The following is a 21389-nucleotide window of genomic DNA, read 5'->3' as shown; positions in this document are numbered from 1 at the left end:
GATGATGTCGATTATGAAGGGACGAGTCCTTGTCGTCGACGACGACACCGCACTGGCCGAGATGCTCGGGATTGTGCTGCGTGGTGAAGGTTTCGAGCCGTCGTTCGTAGCGGACGGCGACAAGGCACTTGCCGCTTTCCGTGAGGCCAAGCCGGATCTTGTGCTGTTGGACCTCATGCTGCCCGGACGGGACGGCATCGAGGTGTGTCGGCTGATCAGGGCCGAGTCGGGTGTGCCGATCGTGATGCTCACGGCCAAAAGCGACACCGTGGACGTCGTCGTCGGACTGGAGTCCGGCGCCGATGACTACATCGTCAAGCCGTTCAAGCCGAAGGAGCTGGTCGCGCGGATCAGGGCGCGGCTTAGGAGGTCGGAGGAGCCCGCGCCGGAGCAGCTGACGATCGGGGATCTGGTCATCGATGTGGCCGGTCACTCGGTGAAGCGGGACGGGCAGTCCATCGCGCTGACCCCGCTCGAGTTCGATCTGCTGGTGGCGCTCGCCCGCAAGCCGTGGCAGGTGTTCACCCGAGAGGTGCTGCTGGAGCAGGTCTGGGGGTATCGCCACGCGGCCGACACCAGGCTGGTGAACGTGCATGTCCAGCGGCTGCGTTCCAAGGTCGAGAAGGACCCGGAGCGCCCGGAGATCGTGGTGACCGTCCGTGGCGTCGGTTACAAGGCCGGACCGAGCTGACGTGTCCGGCAGCGCCGCTCCGAGGCCCGGGGAGCCGGGAGTCCGTACGGGGCGGGCTGCCGGTCCGGGGCACGGGCCGACGGGTCCGTCGTGGTTCGGCCGTCTGCTGCGTGGCAGGCGGTCGGGCCAGGACGGTGAGCCCGGGCGGCTGATGCTCCGGCTCATCATGCGTTGGGTGCGCCGTCCGCTGCTGCCCGCAGTCCGTCTGTGGCGGCGCAATATCCAGCTCCGGATCGTGGTGACGACGCTGCTGATGTCGGTCGGAGTGGTCGTCCTCCTCGGCTTTGTGGTCATCGGACAGGTGCGCAACGGTCTTCTCGACGCCAAGGGAAGGGCGGCGGAGAGCCAGGCCGCCGGGGGCTTCGCCGTGGCGACGGAGGAGGCGAACGCCCCGCAGGGCTCCGGAGGCCCGGACGGCACGGGAGCGGACGGCCCGACCGCCACGAGTTCCTGGCGGTCCGATCTGGTGGAGCGGCTCGCGAGCGGTGGTCAGGGCGCGTTCAACGTGGTGGCGCTGAGCGCCGACTCGGAACGCCCCAGCTCAAGCCGCGGGCCCCGTACATCGGGCAGCGTGGACCCCGCGTCGATCCCCGACGCGCTGCGGGAGGCCGTGCGCCAGCAGGCCGGGACCCATGAGACGTACATCGAGATCAAGTACAACAACGGCGAGGCCGCGCCCGAGCCGGGCCTGGCCGTGGGTAAACGTCTCAACGACATCGAGGGCAGTTCCTACGAGCTGTACTACCTGTTCCCGCTGGCTCAGGAGGAGCAGTCGCTCAACCTCGTCAGGGGGACCCTCGCGACGGCCGGGCTCTTCGTCGTCGTGCTGCTGGGAGCGATCGCCTGGCTGGTCGTACGGCAGGTCGTGACACCGGTACGGATGGCCGCGGGGATCGCCGAACGGCTGTCCGCCGGCCGCCTCCAGGAACGGATGAAGGTCACCGGCGAGGACGACATCGCCAGACTTGGTGAAGCCTTCAACAAGATGGCGCAGAATCTTCAGCTCAAGATCCAGCAGCTGGAGGAGCTGTCCCGGATGCAGCGGCGCTTCGTCTCCGATGTCTCGCACGAGCTGCGGACCCCGCTGACGACCGTACGGATGGCGGCGGATGTCATTCACGAGGCCCGTGTCGACTTCGATCCCGTGACGGCGCGCTCGGCCGAGCTGCTCGGGGACCAGCTCGACCGGTTCGAGTCGCTGCTCTCGGATCTGCTGGAGATCAGCCGTTTCGACGCGGGAGCCGCGGCGCTGGAGGCCGAGCCCATAGATCTGCGCGAGGTCGTACGGCGGGTCATCGGCGGGGCCGAGCCGCTGGCCGAGCGCAAGGGCAGCCGAATAAGGGTGGTCGGCGACGAGCAGCCGGTCGTGGCGGAGGCCGACGCCCGGCGCGTGGAGCGGGTGCTGCGGAACCTGGTCGTCAACGCCGTCGAGCACGGCGAGGGCCGGGATGTGGTCGTCCGGATGGCGGTCGCGGGCGGTGCCGTCGCGGTCGCCGTACGGGACTACGGAGTGGGCCTGAAGCCGGGAGAGGCGACCCGGGTGTTCAACCGCTTCTGGCGAGCGGATCCCGCGCGGGCGCGGACCACCGGGGGCACCGGTCTCGGTCTTTCCATCGCCGTCGAGGACGCCCGGCTGCACGGCGGCTGGCTTCAGGCGTGGGGCGAGCCCGGCGGCGGGTCCCAGTTCCGGCTGACCCTGCCGCGCACGGCGGACGAGCCGTTGCGGGGGTCGCCGGTACCGCTGGAACCGGAGGACTCGCGGCAGAACCGGGACCGCGCCCTGTCCCAGGACACGGCGCTGAGGACACCGGGGCACCGGCTGGCCTCCGTGCCCGCTCAGGCGCCTGCGGGCCGTGCGCCGCTGCCGGTGCCGCCGCGGGCGCCGGTCGCACCTCGTACGGCCCCCCGCGGGGTGGATCCTGCGGCGCTGCCCGGCAGCGGCTCCAGGGTGGTGGCCCGTCCCGCGGGCGAGCGCCAGGACGACTCCGCCGCACAGGTTGCTTCGGACCGGGAGGACACGACTCGTGGGCGCTGACCCTCGTCGGAAGGGCGGCCGGGGCGCTGTGCGTCTCGGCGCGCTGCTGGGTGGCACCGGGGTGCTGCTGACCGGATGCGCCTCGATGCCCGACAGCGGTGACATCCATGCCGTCAAGGCGTCGCCGCCTGCGGACTCCCAGGTGCGGGTGTACGCGGTGCCGCCCAGGAAGGGAGCGACGCCCGAGGAGGTCGTCGCCGGGTTTCTGGAGGCGATGACCAGCGACGACGCCAATTTCGCGACCGCCCGGACCTATCTGACGCCCGCGGCGTCGCAGAAGTGGCGCCCGGAGGAGCGTACGACGGTCCTCGCCGCCGCACCCGACGTGAACGCCGCAGTGGTGGGCAGCCGGGACAACCCGGGCCGGGACGTACCGCTGGTCGGCAAGCAGATAGCGACCGTCGACTCCCAGCACGCCTATGAGGCGACCACCCTCGACGACTACCGCAAGACCATCCATCTGTCGTTGCAGAGCGGTCCGGACGGCAAGGAGTGGCGGATCGACAGCCTGCCGCCCGGGCTGGTGCTCGGCGCGTCCGACTTCCAGCGCAACTACCGGCCGGTGAACAAGTACTACTTCGCGACCGGATGGAACAAGGTGGTCGCCGATCCCGTGTTCATCCGGCAGCGGACGGACCCGGTGACCCGGATGGACCCGGTGACCCAGTCGGTCAAGGCCCTCCTCGACGGCCCGACGGACTGGCTGAAGCCGGTGGTGGAGTCGCCGTTCCCGACCGGTACGACGCTGAAGGAGGGCGTCAAGTCCCTGACGTTCGACGACCGCAACGCGCTCAAGGTGCCGCTCAACGACAAGGCGTCCCATGTGGGGCGCACCCAGTGCACCAAGATGGCGGCGCAGATCCTGTTCACTCTGAGGGACCTGTCGTCCACCCCGGTCGAGCAGGTGGAGCTGCAGCGTTCGGACGGCTCCCAGCTCTGTGTGCTCCCCCGGGGCCGGGAGGAGACCTACGCGCCGGACAGCGCTACGGGTACCTCGGCCGACCCGTACTTCGTGGACGCCGACTCCCGGCTGGCGAGACTGTCGCGGAGCGCGGAGGAAGCCAGCGTGCCGACGCAGGTCCAGGGGCCGTTCGGGGACGGGCGGGTACGGATGAGCCAGGTCGCGGTGGCCCGTGACGAGCGCACCGCCGCCGCGGTCACCAAGGACCACGGCAAGCTGCATGTCGCGTCGATCAGGACCGGGAGCGAAACCGTTCCCCCGGTGGTGGTGAGCAAGGGCAAGAAGCAGAACGACCGCCTCTCCGCGCCGAGCTGGGACGGGCGCGGTGATCTGTGGATCGCCGACCGCGACCCCAAAAAGCCCGCGCTGCTCCGGCTCGCGGGCGGCAAGGGCCCGCCTCAGGAGGTCCGGATCGTTCCGGGGCTCGACGGGGAGCGGATCGACTCGCTGAGGGTGTCCGCCGACGGCACGCGCATCGCGCTCCTGCTGGAGAAGGACGGGAAGACCACCCTGCAGATCGGGCGGGTGGAGCGTCAGGGCTCACCGGAGGACTCCGTGGTGACCGTCGCGGGGCTCAGGTCCGCGGCTCCCCAGATGGAGACCGTGACGGCTGTTTCCTGGGCCGGCCCCAGCCGGCTCGTGGTGGTCGGACGGGAAGCCGGCGGGGTGCCTCAGGTGCGCTACATGCAGACGGACGGTTCCACTCCCGCGGGCGGGGTGCTGCCGGGGCTCAACCGTGTGAAGGCGGTCGCGGCGTCGAACGAGGAGAGCCGCCCGCTGGTGGCGTACTCCGAGGACGACGGCATCGTGCGGCTGCCGCCCGGGGCCAACTGGCAGACGATGGTCAAGAAGGGCTCGTCACCCGTCTACCCCGGCTGAGCGCCTGCGCCGACCGGCATCGGCCACCCGGACCGCTCAGGAGAATCCCCGGGCCGGAGTGGTTACCCGCGAGTTATCCACAGGGGTGGCGAGCGTCTCGGACCCTTGGCACAGTGGTGGACATGCGGGGGTGGTGGCAGGAAATCTCCGGCCTGGTGCTGCCGGTCGCATGCGGTGGCTGCGGTGTTCCCCGCACGCCGCTGTGCGAGAGGTGCGCGTATGAGCTGTACGGCTCCGCTGCGCGCCGGGCGAGACCGGTGCCCGAGCCCGCGGGCCTGCCGGTGGTGCACGCGGCCGCCCCTTACGCCGACGCGGTACGGGCGGTGCTGCTCGCGCACAAGGAGCGGGGCGCGCTGGGGCTGGCCCGGCCTCTGGGTGTCGCGCTCGCCGGGGCGGTGCGGGCCGCGGTGCCCCCGGCGACGCGGGAGACGGGGCCGCTGCTGCTCGTCCCCGTGCCGTCGGCGCGGCGCGCGGTGCGGGCGCGGGGGCATGACGCGGCGCGGCGGATCGCTCGGGCGGCGGCGGGCGAGCTGCGGCGTACGGGTACGGAGGCGAGGGCGCTGCCGGTGCTGCGCCAGTGGCGTGAAGTGGCCGACCAATCGGGCCTCACGGCCCGGGAGAGGGCGCGGAATCTGGCCGGTGCCCTGAGGGTCGCGGGTGGTGCCGGGAGGCTGCTGGAGGGCGGCCGGGTGGTGCTGGTGGACGACCTCATGACGACGGGTGCCTCCCTGGCGGAGGCGGCCCGGGCGCTCACCGAGGCACAGCGGGTGGAGTTTTCGGGATTCGCACAGTTGAACGCGGCAGTTGTCGCCGCACCACCGTTTTCATTCGAAATAAACCGGAACTGACGGGGAAGGAGCAACGTTGCAGCTAGTGAGAGGAGAATTACCGCCGAACGGAGGTACGCGCTGGTAGCGGGTGCCGACACCGCTCTGATCGAGCTATGTTCGGTTGTGAAGATGTGCGGAATGAGGTCCCGTACCTCACCGAATGCACTGCCGTGCCGTCGGCCAGGGATTCGAGGCAACGGAAAACCTCGAAAGTTGGTGGGGTGGGGATCTTGTCGACTGGGGAGGAGGAGGTGAAAGTCGCCTAGTCCGAGGCTCCGGCGAAACACCGGGGTCTGGTGCAAGAGGGAGACGCTCCGCAGCCGCTGAGTAGGCGGAGCGATCCGGGAACGGAGTTCTGCGTGGACATCGTCGTCAAGGGCCGCAAGACCGAGGTGCCCGAGCGGTTCCGCAAGCACGTGGCCGAGAAGCTGAAGCTGGACAAGATCCAGAAGCTCGACGCCAAGGTGATCAGCCTGGATGTCGAGGTGTCCAAGGAGCACAACCCGCGGCAGGCCGACCGTTCGGACCGCGTGGAGATCACGCTCCACTCACGAGGCCCGGTGATCCGGGCGGAGGCATCGGCCGGCGACCCGTACGCAGCGCTTGACCTCGCCACGGGCAAGCTGGAAGCCCGCCTGCGCAAGCAGCACGACAAGCGTCACACCCGCCGTGGAAACGGCCGGCTGTCGGCCGCCGAGGTGGCCGATGTCGTTCCCGGCGTCGCGGAGTTGAATGCCAACGGCCACCTCCCGGCCGCGGAGAAGCCGGAATCCATTCCCACCACCAGGATCGGCCCGCTCGAAGTCCAGGGCGAGGGCCCGATGGTGGTCCGCGAGAAGGTCCACACCGCGGCACCCATGACACTCGACCAGGCGCTCTACGAGATGGAACTGGTCGGGCACGACTTCTATCTCTTCGTCGACTCCGAGACGAAGCAGCCCAGTGTCGTCTACCGGCGGCACGCCTATGACTACGGCGTCATTCACCTGGAGACCGATCCGCTGGCCGGGTCCGAGGCGGGCGGCGCCGGAGGAGCGCTCGGCGGCTGACGAGGCCGTCACGCAGGATAAGCGGTAGTGGTGGTGCCCCTGACGTGCACTGCGCGCCCCCGGGGCACCACCGTGCGACCACAGGACCACCGCTCTGACGTCCGGGCATGAAAGCATGGCGTCACAGGACCAACCGGTGCTCTGTGCACAGGCGTTGGCTGACACACATGACCTTCAGGCCCTGTCTTCAGGGGGAGGAACGATGGCGGACAGCTTCGGACCGGTTCAACAGGACACGGCCGCCGCCCGGGACACGGTCGTTGAGGCCGCCTCGGGCGGCTCCCGCGCCGAGCCGATCCGGGTTCTCGTGGTGGACGACCACGCACTCTTCCGCAGAGGGCTGGAGATCGTCCTCGCCCAGGAGGAGGACATCCAGGTCGTCGGCGAGGCGGGCGACGGCGCCGAGGCCGTCGACAAGGCCGCCGACCTGCTGCCGGACATCGTGCTGATGGATGTGCGCATGCCACGGCGGGGCGGTATCGAGGCGTGTACCTCCATCAAGGAGGTCGCACCCAGCGCGAAGATCATCATGCTGACGATCAGCGATGAGGAGGCCGATCTCTACGACGCGATCAAGGCGGGCGCCACCGGCTATCTCCTCAAGGAGATCTCCACCGACGAGGTCGCCACGGCGATCCGCGCCGTCGCCGACGGGCAGTCGCAGATCAGCCCGTCCATGGCGTCCAAGCTCCTCACCGAGTTCAAGTCGATGATCCAGCGCACCGACGAGCGCAGGCTCGTGCCCGCGCCCCGGCTCACCGACCGGGAGCTGGAGGTGCTGAAGCTGGTCGCCACGGGCATGAACAACCGTGATATCGCCAAGGAGTTGTTCATCTCCGAGAACACGGTGAAGAACCATGTCCGCAACATCCTGGAGAAGCTCCAGCTGCACTCCAGGATGGAGGCCGTGGTCTACGCGATGCGGGAGAAGATCCTGGAGATCCGTTAGCCGACGGGCCCGGTCAGGGGGCCCGTCGGCGGTCGGTCGGGTTGGCGCGGGACCCGGGGCCTCGCCCGGTCAGGTGAGGGCGGCGATCAGGGGGGCGGTCAGTTCGGGGCGGTCGACCCGCTCGACCCGCACCGCGTCGCAGCCCACCCACTCCGCCGCCTCCCGCAGCGCCCGCGCCATGGGCGCGACGGCCTTGGCCGTCTCCAGCGACACCTGCTTGGCGACGAGCGTCGTGCCCTCGCGAGCCGGGTCGGCACGGCCCAGGAGCCTGCCGCCCGACAGCAGCGGCATGGCGAAGTAGCCGTACACCCGCTTCGGCTTGGGGACGTAGGCCTCCAGCCGGTGGGTGAAACCGAAGATCCGTTCTGTGCGGGCCCGCTCCCAGACCAGCGAGTCGAAGGGGGAGAGCAGGGTCGTGCGGTGACGGCCGCGCGGCACGGTGGCCAGCGCCTCCGGATCCGCCCAGGCGGGCTTGGACCAGCCCTCGACGGTGACCGGCACCAGACCGGAGTCCACCACCACCGCGTCGAACTGCTCGCCCTTCAGCCGGTGGTAGTCAGCGATGTCCGCCCGTGTCCCGACCCCCAGCGACTGCCCGGCCAGCCGCACGAGCCGCCGCAGGCACTCCCGGTCGTCCAGCTCGGTGTCCAGAAGCTCCCCGGGAACGGCCCGCTCCGCCAGGTCGTACACCCGCTTCCAGCCGCGGCGCTCGGTGCACACCACCTCGCCGTACATCAGCGCGCGCTCGACGGCGACCTTGGAGGCGGACCAGTCCCACCACTCCCCGCCGTTCTTCGCGCCGCCCAGCTCCGACGCCGTGAGGGGGCCCTCGGTGCGCAGCTGCTTGATCACCGTGTCGTAGGTGCCGTCCGGCAGGTCGTGGTGCCAGGGCAGCCGGGCGCGATAGGCGCGGCGGCGGAATCCGAAGTGCGGCCACTCCTCGACGGGCAGGATGCAGGCCGCGTGCGACCAGTATTCAAAGCCGTGGCCCTCGGTCCAATAGGCGTCCTCGACGGCGCGGCGGCCGACGGCGCCGAGCCGGGCGTAGGGAATCAGCTCGTGCGAGCGCGCCAGGACCGAGATCGTGTCCAGCTGCACCGCCCCCAGATGCCGCAGCACACCGCGCACACCCGCCCGCCGGTCCTGCGCGCCCAGGAACCCTTGGGCGCGCAGGGCTATGCGGCGGGCCTCGTCGGCGGACAGTTCGGCGGCGGGCGGCGGCAACGTCGTCATGAACGCACGATAGACGCCGCAACTGACAGCGCGGCACCCGCGTGGACCGGGCCCGGCCCGGGCCCCCGCCCACGCCGTGGCCGGTGCCGCTGCGTCGGCGGGAACTCGTCGGCACGTACCCCGTCATCCCGTCGGACATCGCCTGCCCCAGGCGGGCGCGGCCCGTGCCGGGCCTCCCGCAGCTCCGGTACCACGGTCCCCCGACGCCGGGCCCGGGCGTGCCTGTGAGGCCGGTCCGCCCAGGCACCCGGGCGAACCGGGGCTCGGGAATGCGGGGCTCAGTCCTTCACCGCGGGAGCCGGGAGATACGCGTACGGACTCGGCAGGTCCACATCGGACGGGAGCAGGGAGCCCACCCAGGCGTCCCGGAGCGTGCCGTTGTTCAGCAGGGCGGCCCGCAGCTCGCCCTCCACGGTGAAACCCGCCTTCAGCGCGACCGCCCGCGAGGCCGCGTTGCCGACCTCGGCCCGCCACTCCAGGCGGGTCCCGCCGAGCCGGGTGAAGGTCCAGTGCGCCAGGGCGCCCATGGCCTCCGCCATGATCCCGCGCCCCCGGAACTCCTTGCCGGTCCAGAACCCGATCTCCCAGGTGCCCGAGAGGGCACGCAGCGTGACCGAGATCGACGCCATCAGCGGGCCGCCCCCGCGCGGGAGGACCGCGAAGGTGAACATCGTCCCCGTGCGCCAGCCCTCGGGGACCGTGTGGCCGGTGAACTCGGTCGCGTGCCGGCGTTCGTACGGAGAGGGGACCGTCGTCCACCGCTGGATCTCGGGGTCCTGGCAGAGCCGGTGGATCTCCTCCGTGTCGTCGTCCGTGAACGTGCGCAGCAGCAGGCGCTCGGTGGTCAGAGTGATGGGCTCCATGCCCGGATTCTCATAGGCTCCGCGGGTGGATGCGAGCACTTTTCATGCCGCACCGGCACCTTCCGTGCGTCCCGTGCGTTCACATGGCGGGTAACAGACGGCCCGGCCGGCTGCGGGCCTCCCGACCCGGTGGGGTCCTCGCTTACGATGGCCGTTGCGGTGGGGCCCACCTGCCGTGCCCGCGCCAGAGTCCCCCACGACCCAGCCAGGCCCGAATCGGCAAGGAGACCAGCCTCAGTGTCCGTCTTCAACAAGCTCATGCGTGCAGGCGAAGGCAAGATCCTGCGCAAACTGCACCGCATCGCGGACCAGGTCAACTCCATCGAAGAGGACTTCGTCGCCCTCTCCGACGCCGAGTTGCGGGCGCTCACGGAAGAGTACAAGCAGCGCTTCGCCAGCGGTGAGGACAGCCTTGACGATCTTCTTCCCGAGGCGTTCGCCACGGTCCGCGAGGCCGCCAAGCGCGTTCTCGGCCAGCGTCACTACGACGTCCAGATGATGGGTGGCGCAGCCCTGCACCTCGGCTATGTCGCCGAGATGAAGACCGGTGAGGGCAAGACCCTCGTCGGCACCCTCCCCACGTATCTCAACGCGCTCTCCGGCAAGGGCGTCCATCTGATCACGGTCAACGACTACCTGGCCGAGCGCGACTCCGAGATGATGGGCCGGGTCCACAAGTTCCTGGGCCTGAGCGTCGGCTGCATCCTCGCGAACATGACACCCGCGCAGCGCCGTGAGCAGTACGCCTGCGACATCACCTACGGCACGAACAACGAATTCGGCTTCGACTACCTCCGCGACAACATGGCGTGGTCCAAGGAGGAGCTCGTCCAGCGCGGACACAATTTCGCCGTGGTGGACGAGGTCGACTCGATCCTCGTCGACGAGGCCCGTACGCCGCTGATCATCTCCGGCCCCGCCGACCAGGCCACCAAGTGGTACGGCGATTTCGCCAAGCTCGTCACCCGGCTGACCAAGGGCGAGGCGGGCAATCCGCTGAAGGGCATCGAGGAGACCGGCGACTACGAGGTCGACGAGAAGAAGCGGACCGTCGCGATCCATGAGTCCGGTGTCGCCAAGGTCGAGGACTGGCTGGGCATCGACAATCTCTACGAGTCGGTGAACACCCCCCTGGTCGGCTATCTGAACAACGCCATCAAGGCCAAGGAACTGTTCAAGAACGACAAGGACTACGTCGTCATCGACGGCGAAGTCATGATCGTCGACGAGCACACCGGCCGTATCCTCGCCGGCCGCCGCTACAACGAGGGCATGCACCAGGCGATCGAGGCGAAGGAAGGGGTGGACATCAAGGACGAGAACCAGACACTCGCCACCATCACCCTCCAGAACTTCTTCCGCCTCTACGACAAGCTCGCCGGCATGACCGGTACGGCGATGACCGAGGCCGCCGAGTTCCACCAGATCTACAAGCTCGGCGTCGTCCCGATCCCGACCAACAGGCCCATGGTCCGCAAGGACCAGTCCGACCTGATCTACCGCACCGAGGTGGCCAAGTTCGCCGCGGTCGTCGACGACATCGCGGAGAAGCACGAGAAGGGGCAGCCGATCCTCGTCGGCACCACCTCCGTCGAGAAGTCCGAGTACCTCTCGCAGCAGCTCAACAAGCGCGGCGTCCAGCACGAGGTGCTGAACGCGAAGCAGCACGACCGGGAGGCGATCATCGTCGCCCAGGCCGGCCGCAAGGGCGCCGTCACCGTCGCCACGAACATGGCCGGCCGCGGTACGGACATCAAGCTCGGCGGCAACCCCGACGACCTCGCGGAGGCGGAGCTGCGCCAGCAGGGCCTCGACCCCGTGGAGCACGTCGAGGAGTGGGCCGCCGCGCTGCCCGCCGCGCTGGAGAAGGCCGAGCAGGCCGTGCGCGCGGAGTTCGAGGAGGTCACGGACCTCGGCGGGCTCTATGTGCTGGGCACCGAGCGCCATGAGTCGCGCCGTATCGACAACCAGCTGCGCGGCCGTTCCGGACGTCAGGGCGACCCCGGTGAGTCCCGTTTCTACCTCTCCCTCGGCGACGATCTGATGCGGCTGTTCAAGGCCCAGATGGTCGAGCGCGTGATGTCGATGGCGAATGTCCCCGACGACGTCCCGATCGAGAACAAGATGGTGACGCGCGCGATCGCGTCCGCCCAGTCGCAGGTCGAGCAGCAGAACTTCGAGACCCGTAAGAACGTCCTGAAGTACGACGAGGTCCTCAACCGCCAGCGCGAGGTCATCTACGGCGAGCGCCGCCGGGTCCTGGAGGGCGAGGACCTGCATGAGCAGGTGCGGCACTTCATGGACGACACCATCGACGCCTACATCCAGGCGGAGACCATCGAGGGCTTCGCCGAGGAGTGGGACCTCGACCGGCTGTGGAACGCGTTCAAGCAGCTCTACCCGGTGAAGGCCACCGTCGAGGAGCTGGAGGAGGCCGCCGGGGACCGCGCCGGGATCACCGCCGAGTTCATCGCCGAGTCCATCAAGGACGACATCCACGAGCAGTACGAGGAGCGCGAGAAGCAGCTCGGCTCGGAGATCATGCGGGAGCTGGAGCGCCGCGTGGTGCTGTCCGTTCTCGACCGCAAGTGGCGTGAGCACCTGTACGAGATGGACTACCTCCAGGAGGGCATCGGACTGCGCGCGATGGCGCAGAAGGACCCCCTGGTGGAGTACCAGCGCGAGGGCTTCGACATGTTCACCGCCATGATGGAGGGCATCAAGGAGGAGTCCGTCGGCTATCTGTTCAACCTGGAGGTCCAGGTCGAGCAGCAGGTCGAGGAGGTGCCGGTGGAGGACGCGAAGCGCCCCTCCCTCGACAAGAAGGACGCGGTGCCCGCCGCGCGCCCCGAGATCCGGGCCAAGGGTCTGGAGGCCCCGCAGCGTCCGGACCGGCTGCACTTCTCCGCTCCCACCGTGGACGGTGAAGGCGGTGTCGTCGAGGGTGACTTCGACAGTGACGGCCAGCCCGCCCGTGCGGGGCAGGACGGGATGACGCGGGCGGAGCGGCGCAAGGCGCAGAAGACCTCCGGGCGCCGTCGCAAGAAGTAGGGCTTTCCGGGAAAGGGGAGAATCCGGGAGCTCCCCGGATTCTCCGGCTTCTCGGAATGTCTCGGGGAGCCCGGAGAGAGCTCCGGAGAGCAGGGCTTTCCCGGGAGCGGGGCTTTCCGCGCGGTCCGTCGCGCGGGTACGGCCGGGTCGGGCACCGATGAGGGTGCCCGGCCCGGCCGTTCGCGTCGGCGGGCGCCGGGAAGGAGCCTCCGCCGGGCACAGGGGCGTACGGGGGGCGTACGGGGGTGCCGCCCGCCGCTCGGGGCGGGCCCGCAGGGGGTGCCGGGTGCGCCGCCGGTCACTCCCGGGCGCCGACCCGTTCCCCGCCGAGTTCGACCGCCGAGCAGCGCCAGCGGAGGTCGTCCGGGCCCTGTTCCAGCCGGAAGGCCATCGCGGTGACGCGGTCGCCCGAGCCGATCCGGGCGAACGCCTCGATCACTCCGGGCCCGGGGTGGAACTCCCCGCAGTGCCGCAGTACGGGCGTCACCCGGTCCGCAGGTCGCAGTGGGGCGCCCGGAGCGAGCCGTACGAGCTGCTCGTACGCCTCTCCGACGGTGTGGCCGAGCATCCAGTGCACCGGGCGCCGGCCGCTGAGCACCGCGAGCAGGCGGTCGGCGAACCAGTAGTGCGGCCTGTCCTGCCGCCTCGCGCGTGCCAGTGCCGATGCCGCCACCGCCGCGGGTGGCCTGCGCTGGTCGCGCCGTCCTGCGGGCCTGGTCCTGTCCATGCGTATCGCCCCCGTCGGGCCGGGCCCGGTCGATTCGATACCGGGCGGTAACTTCGTTGGTGATCTTCTACGGTGCGGGACGGGAGGGTCGCAATGGGTGGCCGGGGCGGGGGCGGCGCCGGCGGGATTCACCTATCAGAGTGAGCGGCCGTGCCGAGGGGCCCGCGGAGCACGGTCCTCCGGTGTCCCGGGTGGACGGTTCCCGGGTGGGGAGCGGCACCTCGAAGGGGGACCTCGCACGTATCCTGAAGGGCGTCTTCCGACTACGAAAGCGGCCAGCCATGCGTGTCTACGTCCCCCTGACCCTCTCCGGACTCGCAGAGGTGCACAAGACGGGTGAACTGGGCCCGGGGCCGGTGACCGCGTACGGTGTCACGCCCGGACTGCGTGAGTGGTACGTCTCCGACGACATCGAGGAGCTCGAATACGCGGCCCTCAGCCGGGCGGCCGCCGCCTCGCTGCGGCTGATCGCCGGGAACCCCGGGGTGGCCAGGCGGCGGGTCGTCGTGGCCGTCGACGTACGGGACCGGGACGCGGTCGCCGATCCGGACCGGGCCCTCGACGCCGGCTCCGTCGGCGAGGTGCGGATCGCGAACGCGGTACCGCTGGGTGCCGCGGCGGCGGTGCATGTGGACGCGGACGACGCAGTCGGTGATGTGACCGCGGCGGCGGACGCGCTCGGGGCGGCGGATCAGGGCGACGACGACGCGCAGTTCACCGTGGACGGAGCGGATGACCACGAGCTGCTCTGGTACGGCGTCCAGGAGATCCCCAACCTGGTGTCCTGACCTGCGGTTCTTTTATTGTGGAGCCCGATGTCGGACCCGGCGGGTACGGTTTTTCGCATGGGGAAGCGACTCGGGACTCAGGGCACGCATCTGGTCTGGGACTGGAACGGCACACTGCTCGACGACATCACGGCGGTCGTCGGGGCGACCAACGCCGCGTTCGGGGAGATAGGGATCGAGCCCATCACCGTCGAGCGGTACCGCGAGCTGTACTGCGTGCCGATCCCGCTCTTCTACGAGCGGATGATGGGACGGCTGCCGACGGACACGGAGTGGGAGGCCATGGATGTGGTTTTTCACCGGGCGTACACCGAGCACCGGGTGGCGTGCGCGCTCACCGAGGGTGTCGAGGAGCTGCTGCGGGCGTGGGGCCGGGAGGGCCGCAGCCAGTCCCTGCTGAGCATGTACGGGCACGACGAGCTGGTCCCGGTCGTCCGGGGGTACGGCATCGAGAGCCACTTCATACGGGTGGACGGGCGGCGGGGCCCCTCCGGCGGCTCCAAGGCGGTGTACATGGAGCGCCATCTCGCGGCGCTCGCCGGAACCGCGGAGCCCGGGCGGACCGTGGTGATCGGGGACGCGGTCGACGACGCGGTGGCGGCGGCGCACGTGGGGGCGAGGGCGGTCCTGTACACGGGGGGTTCCCACAGCAGGGCGAATCTGGAGACGGCCGGGGTACCGGTGGTGGATACGCTCGCGGAGGCGGTGGAGGAGGCGGCGCGGCTGGTGGGGTGAGGGGACCAGGGGCGCCGGGCCCGAGAAGCCGGCTCCCCGGGCCGGGCCCCGGACCGTGAGGCCCCCGGACCCGAGCCCCAGGCCCCCTGCACGGTGAGACCCGGGTCCGAGTCCGGGCCCTGAGTCAGGCCACCATCACGAGCCCGGCGCCGACCCGCGCCCCGGCCCCGAGCGCCTCGCCCCCTGAACCCCGAGGAAGTCCCCGGGCCCGCGACGCGGGCCCGCTCCCGCCACCCGGCCCCGGCTCCCGTTCCCCAGACCCACGGCCGATCCTCAGCTCTTGGACTTGAGCACCTTCAGGAATTCGCGCATCCAGGCGGGGTGGTCCGGCCAGGCGCGGGAGGAGACCAGGGTGCCGTCGACGACGGCCTCGGTGTCCTGGAACCCGGCTCCGGCGGCCTGCATGTCGAGTTCGAGGGCGGGATAGGCGGTCACCCGGCGGCCTTCGAGACCGCCGATCGCGGCGGTCAGCAGCGGGCCGTGGCAGATCTGGGCCACCGGCTTGTCCGCGTCGAAGAACGACTTGAGGATCTTGCGGAGCTCGGGATCGTTGCGGAGATATTCGGGGGCCCGGCCGCCGGGGATCACCACGGCCGCGTACTGGCCGGGGTCGACCTCGGAGAAGGCCAGGTCGGCGGGCCAGGTGTAGCCCGGCTTCTCGGTGTAGGTGTCGAAGCCCGGCTCGAAGTCGTGGACGACGAACCGGAGCGTCTTCTTGGCGGGCGCCGCGATATGGACCTCGTACCCCTCCTCCAGCAGCCGCTGGTACGGATAGAGGACCTCCAGGGACTCAGCGGCGTCGCCGGTGACGATCAGGACCTTCGTTGTCATGGCTGCTCCCGGTGTAGGGGCGGTGTGGTCCGCCTACTGGAGACGTACCCCCTCACGGGCGCCTGCCTCCCAGCGACACCGCCCCGGAGAGTGGTGGAAGCCGATCCCGGCCCGGAACCGAACCCCGACCGGATCCGAACACCGCCCGGAGTCGATTCCCGGCCGCCCCGAATACGATCCCCGGCCGCCCGGATACGAACACCGCCCCCATCCCGATACCCGCCGATGTACGCCCGGAGCCGGACCTCGGCATACATACCCGCCCAAGCGCTCCTGTCGCTGCGCAGAACGTCAAACTTCCGGTCCCGCTTTTGTACACATAAGGCTCATGACGGTTCAGGGGTGCGGAGCGATAGCCTGGAGCCGTGATCAGCGCGATACGCCCTGAGGGCAGCGAAGCCCTCGGTCTCCGCCCGGAGTGCCACAGCACCCGGGCGATCGCTGGTACCCGTGCACCGGCCCAATTGTTGAATACTGTTGAATTTCGTCGATTGCGGCTCGGGCAACTCTCATCGCGGCATAACGTCGACTCCGACCGGACACCCCGTGTCGTGGCGTTGCGTCGCTTCTTTCACCTACGTCACGCAACGGCGCGCGACAGGAGCCAGAGGACATGCAGACCAAGCTGGACGAAGCCAAGGCCGAGCTGCTCGAACGAGCGGCCCGGGTAGCTGAGAACAGTCCGGGCGGTGGTCGCCACCCGGCCGGGGCGGAGCAGGGCCGGCGTCCGGACCAGGGCACCCTGCTCGCGTACCTCCAGCGCTACTACCTGCACACCGCACCCGAGGACCTCAGCGGCCGTGACCCGGTCGATGTCTTCGGAGCGGCGCTCTCCCACTACCGCCTGGCCGAGAACCGCCCCCAGGGCACGGCCAATGTGCGGGTCCACACCCCGACGGTGGAGGAGAACGGCTGGACCTGCAGCCACTCCGTCGTCGAGGTCGTCACCGACGACATGCCCTTCCTCGTCGACTCCGTCACCAATGAGCTGTCCCGCAAGGGCCGCGGCATCCATGTGGTGATCCACCCGCAGGTCACGGTCCGCCGGGACGTGACCGGCAAGCTCATTGAGGTGCTCTCCTCCGAGAGGCGCGCGAGGACCGCCAAGGGCGGCGCGAGGGAGGGCCTCCCGCACGACGCGCTCGTCGAGTCCTGGATCCATGTCGAGATCGACCGCGAGACCGACCGCGCCGACCTCAAGCAGATCACCGCCGACATGCTGCGCGTCCTGTCCGACGTCCGCGAGGCCGTCGAGGACTGGGAGAAGATGCGCGACGCCGCGCTGCGCATCGCCGAGGGCCTGCCCGAGGAGCCCAGCGCCGACGACATCCCCGGCCAGGAGGTCGACGAGGCCCGTGAGCTGCTGCGCTGGCTCGCCGCCGACCACTTCACCTTCCTCGGCTACCGCGAGTACGAGCTGACGGAGAACGACGCGCTGGCCGCCGTCGCCGGCACCGGCCTCGGCATCCTGCGCTCCGACCCGCACCACAGCGAGGACGAGGACCACCCCGTCAGCCCCTCGTTCAGCAGGCTGCCGGCCGACGCCCGCGCCAAGGCGCGTGAGCACAAGCTGCTGGTCCTCACCAAGGCCAACAGCCGCTCCACCGTCCACCGGCCCAGCTATCTCGACTACATCGGCGTCAAGAAGTTCGACGCCCAGGGCAATGTCGTCGGCGAGCGCCGCTTCCTCGGACTGTTCTCGTCCGCCGCGTACACCGAGTCCGTGCGCCGCGTCCCCGTCATCCGCCGCAAGGTCGCCGAGGTCCTGGACGGCGCGGGCTTCTCGCCCAACAGCCACGACGGCCGGGATCTGCTCCAGATCATGGAGACCTACCCGCGCGACGAGCTGTTCCAGACCCCGGTCGACCAGCTCCGCACGATCGTCACCAGCGTGCTCTACCTCCAGGAGCGCCGGCGGCTGCGGCTCTACCTGCGCCAGGACGAGTACGGGCGCTACTACTCCGCCCTCGTCTATCTGCCGCGCGACCGCTACACCACGGGGGTGCGGCTGCGGCTGATCGACATCCTCAAGGAGGAGCTGGGCGGCACCAGCGTCGACTTCACCGCCTGGAACACCGAGTCGATCCTCTCCCGGATCCACTTCGTCGTCCGCGTCCCGTCCGGCACCGAGCTGCCGCACCTCACCGACGCCGACACCGAGCGGATCGAGGCCAGGCTCGTCGAGGCCGCCCGTTCCTGGGCCGACGGCTTCGCCGAGGCGCTCAACGCCGAGCTGGGCGAGGAGCACGCCGCCGAACTGCTGCGCCGCTACGCCAACGCCTTCCCCGAGGGCTACAAGGCCGACCACACGCCGCGCTCCGCCGTCGCCGACCTGGTCCACCTGGAGGACCTGACCCACTCCGGCCGTGACTTCGCGCTCTCGCTGTACGAGCCGGTGGGCGCCGGTCCCGGTGAGCGGCGCTTCAAGATCTACCGGCTGGGCCGGCAAGTGTCCCTCTCCGCCGTGCTGCCCGTGCTCCAGCGGCTCGGCTGCGAGGTCGTCGACGAGCGGCCGTACGAGCTGCGCTGCGCGGACCGGGCAACCGCCTGGATCTACGACTTCGGACTGCGGATGCCGCTCGGCAACGGGAACGGCGACTATCTCGCCGACGACGCCCGTGAGCGGTTCCAGGACGCGTTCGCCGCCGTCTGGAACGGCGAGGCCGAGAACGACGGCTTCAACTCGCTGGTCCTCGGCGCCGGGCTGAACTGGCGGCAGGCGATGGTGCTGCGCGCGTACGCCAAGTATCTGCGCCAGGCCGGTTCGACCTTCAGCCAGGACTACATGGAGGACACCCTCCTCAACAACGTCCACACCACGCGGCTGCTGATCTCCCTCTTCGAAGCCCGGATGTCCCCCGGCCGCCAGAAGGCCGGAACCGAGCTGATCGACGGTCTGATGGAGGAGCTGGACGGCGCGCTGGACCAGGTCGCGAGCCTGGACGAGGACCGCATCCTGCGCTCCTTCCTCACCGTCATCAAGGCCACCCTGCGCACCAACTTCTTCCAGAAGGCGGACACCGGCGGCCACCACGGCTACGTGTCGATGAAGTTCGACCCGCAGGCCATCCCCGATCTGCCCGCGCCCCGCCCGGCGTTCGAGATCTGGGTCTACTCCCCGCGCGTCGAGGGCGTGCATCTGCGCTTCGGCAAGGTCGCGCGCGGAGGGCTGCGCTGGTCCGACCGGCGCGAGGACTTCCGTACCGAGATCCTCGGCCTGGTCAAGGCGCAGATGGTCAAGAACACCGTGATCGTGCCGGTCGGCGCGAAGGGCGGATTCGTCGCCAAGCAGCTCCCGGACCCGTCCGTGGACCGGGACGCCTGGCTGGCCGAGGGCGTCGCCTGCTACAAGACCTTCATCTCGGCGCTGCTCGACATCACCGACAACCTGGTGGCCGGCGAGGTCGTCCCGCCCGCCGACGTCGTACGCCACGACGAGGACGACACCTATCTCGTCGTCGCCGCCGACAAGGGCACCGCGTCCTTCTCCGACATCGCCAACGAGGTCGCGCTCGCCTACGAGTTCTGGCTCGGGGACGCCTTCGCCTCCGGCGGCTCCGCCGGATACGACCACAAGGGCATGGGCATCACCGCCCGCGGAGCCTGGGAGTCCGTCAAGCGGCACTTCCGCGAGCTGGGCCACGACACCCAGACCGAGGACTTCACGGTCGTCGGCGTCGGCGACATGTCCGGCGACGTGTTCGGCAACGGCATGCTGCTCAGCGAGCACATCCGGCTGGTCGCCGCCTTCGACCACCGGCACATCTTCATCGACCCCAGCCCGGACGCGGCCGTCTCGTACGCCGAGCGCCGCCGCCTCTTCGAGCTGCCGCGCTCCAGCTGGTCCGACTACAACACGGAGCTGCTGTCCCCGGGCGGCGGCATCCACCCCCGTACGGCCAAGGCGATCCCCGTCAACGCGCAGATGCGCGCCGCGCTCGGCATCGAGGCCGGCATCGCCAAGCTGACGCCCGCCGAGCTGATGAAGGCGATCCTCCAGGCTCCCGTCGACCTGATGTGGAACGGCGGAATCGGTACGTACGTCAAGGCGTCGAGCGAGTCCAACGCGGACGTCGGCGACAAGGCCAACGACGCCATCCGCGTCAACGGCGACGAGCTGCGCGCCAAGGTCGTCGGCGAGGGCGGCAACCTCGGCGCCACCCAGCTCGGCCGGATCGAGTTCGCCCGCACCGGCGGCCGGATCAACACCGACGCCATCGACAACAGCGCCGGTGTGGACACCTCCGACCACGAGGTGAACATCAAGATCCTGCTCAACGGCCTGGTCGCGGACGGCGATCTGACCGTCAAGCAGCGCAACCAGCTGCTGGCGAAGATGACCGACGAGGTCGGCGCGCTGGTGCTGCGCAACAACTACGCGCAGAACACCGCGCTCTCCAATGCCGTCACCCAGTCGTCGTCCCTCCTCCACGCCCACCAGCGCTATATGCGCCGGCTCGTCCGGGACGGGGATCTGAACAGGGCGCTGGAGTTCCTGCCGACCGACCGGCAGATCCGGGAACTGCTCGGCGGCGGCAAGGGCCTGAGCCAGCCGGAGCTGGCCGTCCTCCTCGCGTACACCAAGATCACGGTGGCGGAGGAGCTGATCGGGACGACGCTGCCGGACGACCCGTATCTGCGCCGGCTGCTGCACGCGTACTTCCCGAAGCCGCTGCGCGAGAAGTTCCCCGAGGCCGTCGACTCCCACGCGCTGCGCCGTGAGATCGTCACCACGGTCCTCGTCAACGACACGGTCAACACCGGTGGTTCGACGTTCCTGCACCGGCTGCGGGAGGAGACGGGCGCGTCGATCGAGGAGGTCGTACGGGCGCAGACCGCCGCGCGCGAGATCTTCGGTCTGGGCGCGGTGTGGGACGCGGTCGAGGACCTGGACAACAAGGTCGCGGCCGATGTCCAGACCCGTGTCCGGCTGCACTCGCGGCGACTGGTCGAGCGCGGCACGCGCTGGCTGCTGGGCAACCGGGCGCAGCCGCTCAAGCTGGCCGAGACCGTCGACTTCTTCGCCGAGCGGGTCGAGCACGTCTGGAGCGAGCTGCCCAAGCTGCTGCGCGGCGCCGATCTGGAGTGGTACCAGCGCATCCTGGGCGAGCTGACGGAGGCGGGTGTGCCGGAGGAGCTGGCGCTGCGTGTCGCCGGGTTCTCCTCGGCGTTCCCGACGCTCGACATCGTGGCGATCGCCGACCGTACGGGCCAGGAGCCGCTGGCTGTCGCCGAGGTGTACTACGACATCGGCGACCGGCTGCGGATCACCCAGCTGATGGACCGGATCATCGAGCTGCCGAGGGCCGACCGCTGGCAGTCCATGGCCCGTGCCTCCATCCGCGAGGACCTCTACGCGGCGCACGCGATGCTGACGGCGGACGTGCTCTCGGTGGGCAACGGCACCTCGACGCCCGAGGAGCGGTTCAAGACCTGGGAGATGAAGAACGCGTCGATCCTGGGCCGGGCGCGGGCGACCCTGGAGGAGATCCAGAGTTCGGACACCTTCGACCTGGCGAATCTGTCGGTCGCGATGCGGACGATGCGCCAGCTGCTGCGGACGCACAGCTAGTGCGGTGACCGGAAAGGTTTGCCGGTGAGCCTGCGGCGTCCGGTGCGGTGCCGCGCAAGGCGGAGGTCCGCAGCTCGTACTCGCCGTACTCGCGTGGTCCGACAACGCAGGGGGCACCACCCGTGCCCGTAGGGCTACGGGGGAGGGGTGCCGTGCCGGGCGTCGCAGGCCGGTGAACGTTTCCGGTCACCGCAC

The 21389-nt window shown here is 70.0% G+C and carries 14 protein-coding genes; 10 read left to right on the top strand and 4 right to left on the bottom strand.

What is annotated here, in order from left to right:
- Position 1 precedes the first annotated feature (1 nt).
- The 6 genes from mtrA (at position 2) to ACFYT4_RS18195 (ending at position 7394) form a co-directional block, all read left to right on the top strand.
- Positions 2 to 691: a two-component system response regulator MtrA gene (mtrA, locus tag ACFYT4_RS18220; RefSeq protein WP_187740742.1), complete on the top strand. Its 690-nt coding sequence runs from the start codon at positions 2 to 4 to the stop codon at positions 689 to 691.
- Between the two features lie 151 nt (positions 692 to 842).
- Entirely contained in the window at positions 843 to 2726 is a 1884-nt protein-coding gene (mtrB, locus tag ACFYT4_RS18215) for an MtrAB system histidine kinase MtrB (protein WP_389269542.1), read from the top strand.
- A gap of 85 nt (positions 2727 to 2811) precedes the next feature.
- A complete protein-coding gene (locus tag ACFYT4_RS18210; RefSeq protein WP_389269574.1) occupies positions 2812 to 4566 on the top strand; it encodes an LpqB family beta-propeller domain-containing protein in 1755 nt (584 codons plus the stop codon).
- A gap of 122 nt (positions 4567 to 4688) precedes the next feature.
- Entirely contained in the window at positions 4689 to 5414 is a 726-nt protein-coding gene (locus ACFYT4_RS18205; RefSeq protein ID WP_389269540.1) for a ComF family protein, read from the top strand.
- A gap of 341 nt (positions 5415 to 5755) precedes the next feature.
- Positions 5756 to 6445, top strand: a complete 690-nt coding sequence (hpf, locus tag ACFYT4_RS18200; protein WP_389269538.1) for a ribosome hibernation-promoting factor, HPF/YfiA family — start codon at positions 5756 to 5758, stop codon at positions 6443 to 6445.
- 202 nt (positions 6446 to 6647) lie between these two features.
- A complete protein-coding gene (locus ACFYT4_RS18195) occupies positions 6648 to 7394 on the top strand; it encodes a response regulator (RefSeq protein WP_389269536.1) in 747 nt (248 codons plus the stop codon).
- 69 nt (positions 7395 to 7463) lie between these two features.
- Here ACFYT4_RS18195 and ACFYT4_RS18190 read toward each other — a convergent pair whose 3' ends face one another.
- Positions 7464 to 8627 carry a winged helix-turn-helix domain-containing protein gene (locus ACFYT4_RS18190; RefSeq protein WP_389269534.1) on the bottom strand — a complete coding sequence of 388 codons (1164 nt, stop codon included), beginning with the start codon at positions 8625 to 8627 and terminating at the stop codon, positions 7464 to 7466.
- Positions 8628 to 8905: 278 nt separating this feature from the next.
- Positions 8906 to 9490: a GNAT family N-acetyltransferase gene (locus tag ACFYT4_RS18185; RefSeq protein WP_389269532.1), complete on the bottom strand. Its 585-nt coding sequence runs from the start codon at positions 9488 to 9490 to the stop codon at positions 8906 to 8908.
- Between the two features lie 237 nt (positions 9491 to 9727).
- Here ACFYT4_RS18185 and secA point away from each other — a divergent pair, with 237 nt between their 5' ends.
- Complete coding sequence (gene secA, locus ACFYT4_RS18180; RefSeq protein WP_389269530.1) at positions 9728 to 12541, top strand: preprotein translocase subunit SecA; 2814 nt, start codon at positions 9728 to 9730, stop codon at positions 12539 to 12541.
- Positions 12542 to 12839: 298 nt separating this feature from the next.
- On the opposite strand, the gene ACFYT4_RS18175 is transcribed toward secA, so the two are convergent.
- On the bottom strand, positions 12840 to 13268 hold the full coding sequence (locus ACFYT4_RS18175; RefSeq protein WP_389269528.1) for an Rv3235 family protein: 429 nt from the start codon (positions 13266 to 13268) through the stop codon (positions 12840 to 12842).
- 281 nt (positions 13269 to 13549) lie between these two features.
- Between ACFYT4_RS18175 and ACFYT4_RS18170 the strand changes: the two genes are divergently transcribed.
- On the top strand, positions 13550 to 14056 hold the full coding sequence (locus tag ACFYT4_RS18170) for a DUF6912 family protein (RefSeq protein ID WP_389269526.1): 507 nt from the start codon (positions 13550 to 13552) through the stop codon (positions 14054 to 14056).
- Between the two features lie 57 nt (positions 14057 to 14113).
- The gene (locus ACFYT4_RS18165) at positions 14114 to 14791 is read left to right on the top strand and encodes an HAD family hydrolase (RefSeq protein WP_389269524.1); all 678 of its coding nucleotides are present in this window, start codon (positions 14114 to 14116) and stop codon (positions 14789 to 14791) included.
- 273 nt (positions 14792 to 15064) lie between these two features.
- Here ACFYT4_RS18165 and ACFYT4_RS18160 read toward each other — a convergent pair whose 3' ends face one another.
- On the bottom strand, positions 15065 to 15622 hold the full coding sequence (locus ACFYT4_RS18160) for a DJ-1/PfpI family protein (protein WP_389269522.1): 558 nt from the start codon (positions 15620 to 15622) through the stop codon (positions 15065 to 15067).
- Positions 15623 to 16235: 613 nt separating this feature from the next.
- On the opposite strand from ACFYT4_RS18160, the gene ACFYT4_RS18155 reads away from it, so the two are divergent.
- The gene (locus tag ACFYT4_RS18155) at positions 16236 to 21194 is read left to right on the top strand and encodes an NAD-glutamate dehydrogenase (RefSeq protein WP_389269520.1); all 4959 of its coding nucleotides are present in this window, start codon (positions 16236 to 16238) and stop codon (positions 21192 to 21194) included.
- Positions 21195 to 21389: the final 195 nt, after the last annotated feature.

This window comes from Streptomyces sp. NPDC004609 (genome assembly GCF_042873655.1).
GTDB lineage: Bacteria > Actinomycetota > Actinomycetes > Streptomycetales > Streptomycetaceae > Streptomyces.
The sequence above is the reverse complement of the archived record's forward strand: the minus strand, read 5'-3'. Positions and strand labels throughout refer to the sequence as shown.

Bases quoted from the DNA above. Each gene is read 5' to 3' on its own strand.
- ACFYT4_RS18155 (WP_389269520.1), top strand. From the start codon at position 16,236: ATGCAGACCAAGCTGGACGAAGCCAAGGCCGAGCTGCTCGAACGAGCG.
- ACFYT4_RS18185 (WP_389269532.1), bottom strand. From the start codon at position 9,490: ATGGAGCCCATCACTCTGACCACCGAGCGCCTGCTGCTGCGCACGTTC.
- ACFYT4_RS18205 (WP_389269540.1), top strand. From the start codon at position 4,689: ATGCGGGGGTGGTGGCAGGAAATCTCCGGCCTGGTGCTGCCGGTCGCA.
- mtrB (WP_389269542.1), top strand. From the start codon at position 843: ATGCTCCGGCTCATCATGCGTTGGGTGCGCCGTCCGCTGCTGCCCGCA.
- ACFYT4_RS18190 (WP_389269534.1), bottom strand. From the start codon at position 8,627: ATGACGACGTTGCCGCCGCCCGCCGCCGAACTGTCCGCCGACGAGGCC.
- ACFYT4_RS18165 (WP_389269524.1), top strand. From the start codon at position 14,114: ATGGGGAAGCGACTCGGGACTCAGGGCACGCATCTGGTCTGGGACTGG.
- ACFYT4_RS18175 (WP_389269528.1), bottom strand. From the start codon at position 13,268: ATGGACAGGACCAGGCCCGCAGGACGGCGCGACCAGCGCAGGCCACCC.
- ACFYT4_RS18160 (WP_389269522.1), bottom strand. From the start codon at position 15,622: ATGACAACGAAGGTCCTGATCGTCACCGGCGACGCCGCTGAGTCCCTG.
- ACFYT4_RS18170 (WP_389269526.1), top strand. From the start codon at position 13,550: ATGCGTGTCTACGTCCCCCTGACCCTCTCCGGACTCGCAGAGGTGCAC.
- ACFYT4_RS18210 (WP_389269574.1), top strand. From the start codon at position 2,812: ATGCCCGACAGCGGTGACATCCATGCCGTCAAGGCGTCGCCGCCTGCG.
- ACFYT4_RS18195 (WP_389269536.1), top strand. From the start codon at position 6,648: ATGGCGGACAGCTTCGGACCGGTTCAACAGGACACGGCCGCCGCCCGG.
- mtrA (WP_187740742.1), top strand. From the start codon at position 2: ATGATGTCGATTATGAAGGGACGAGTCCTTGTCGTCGACGACGACACC.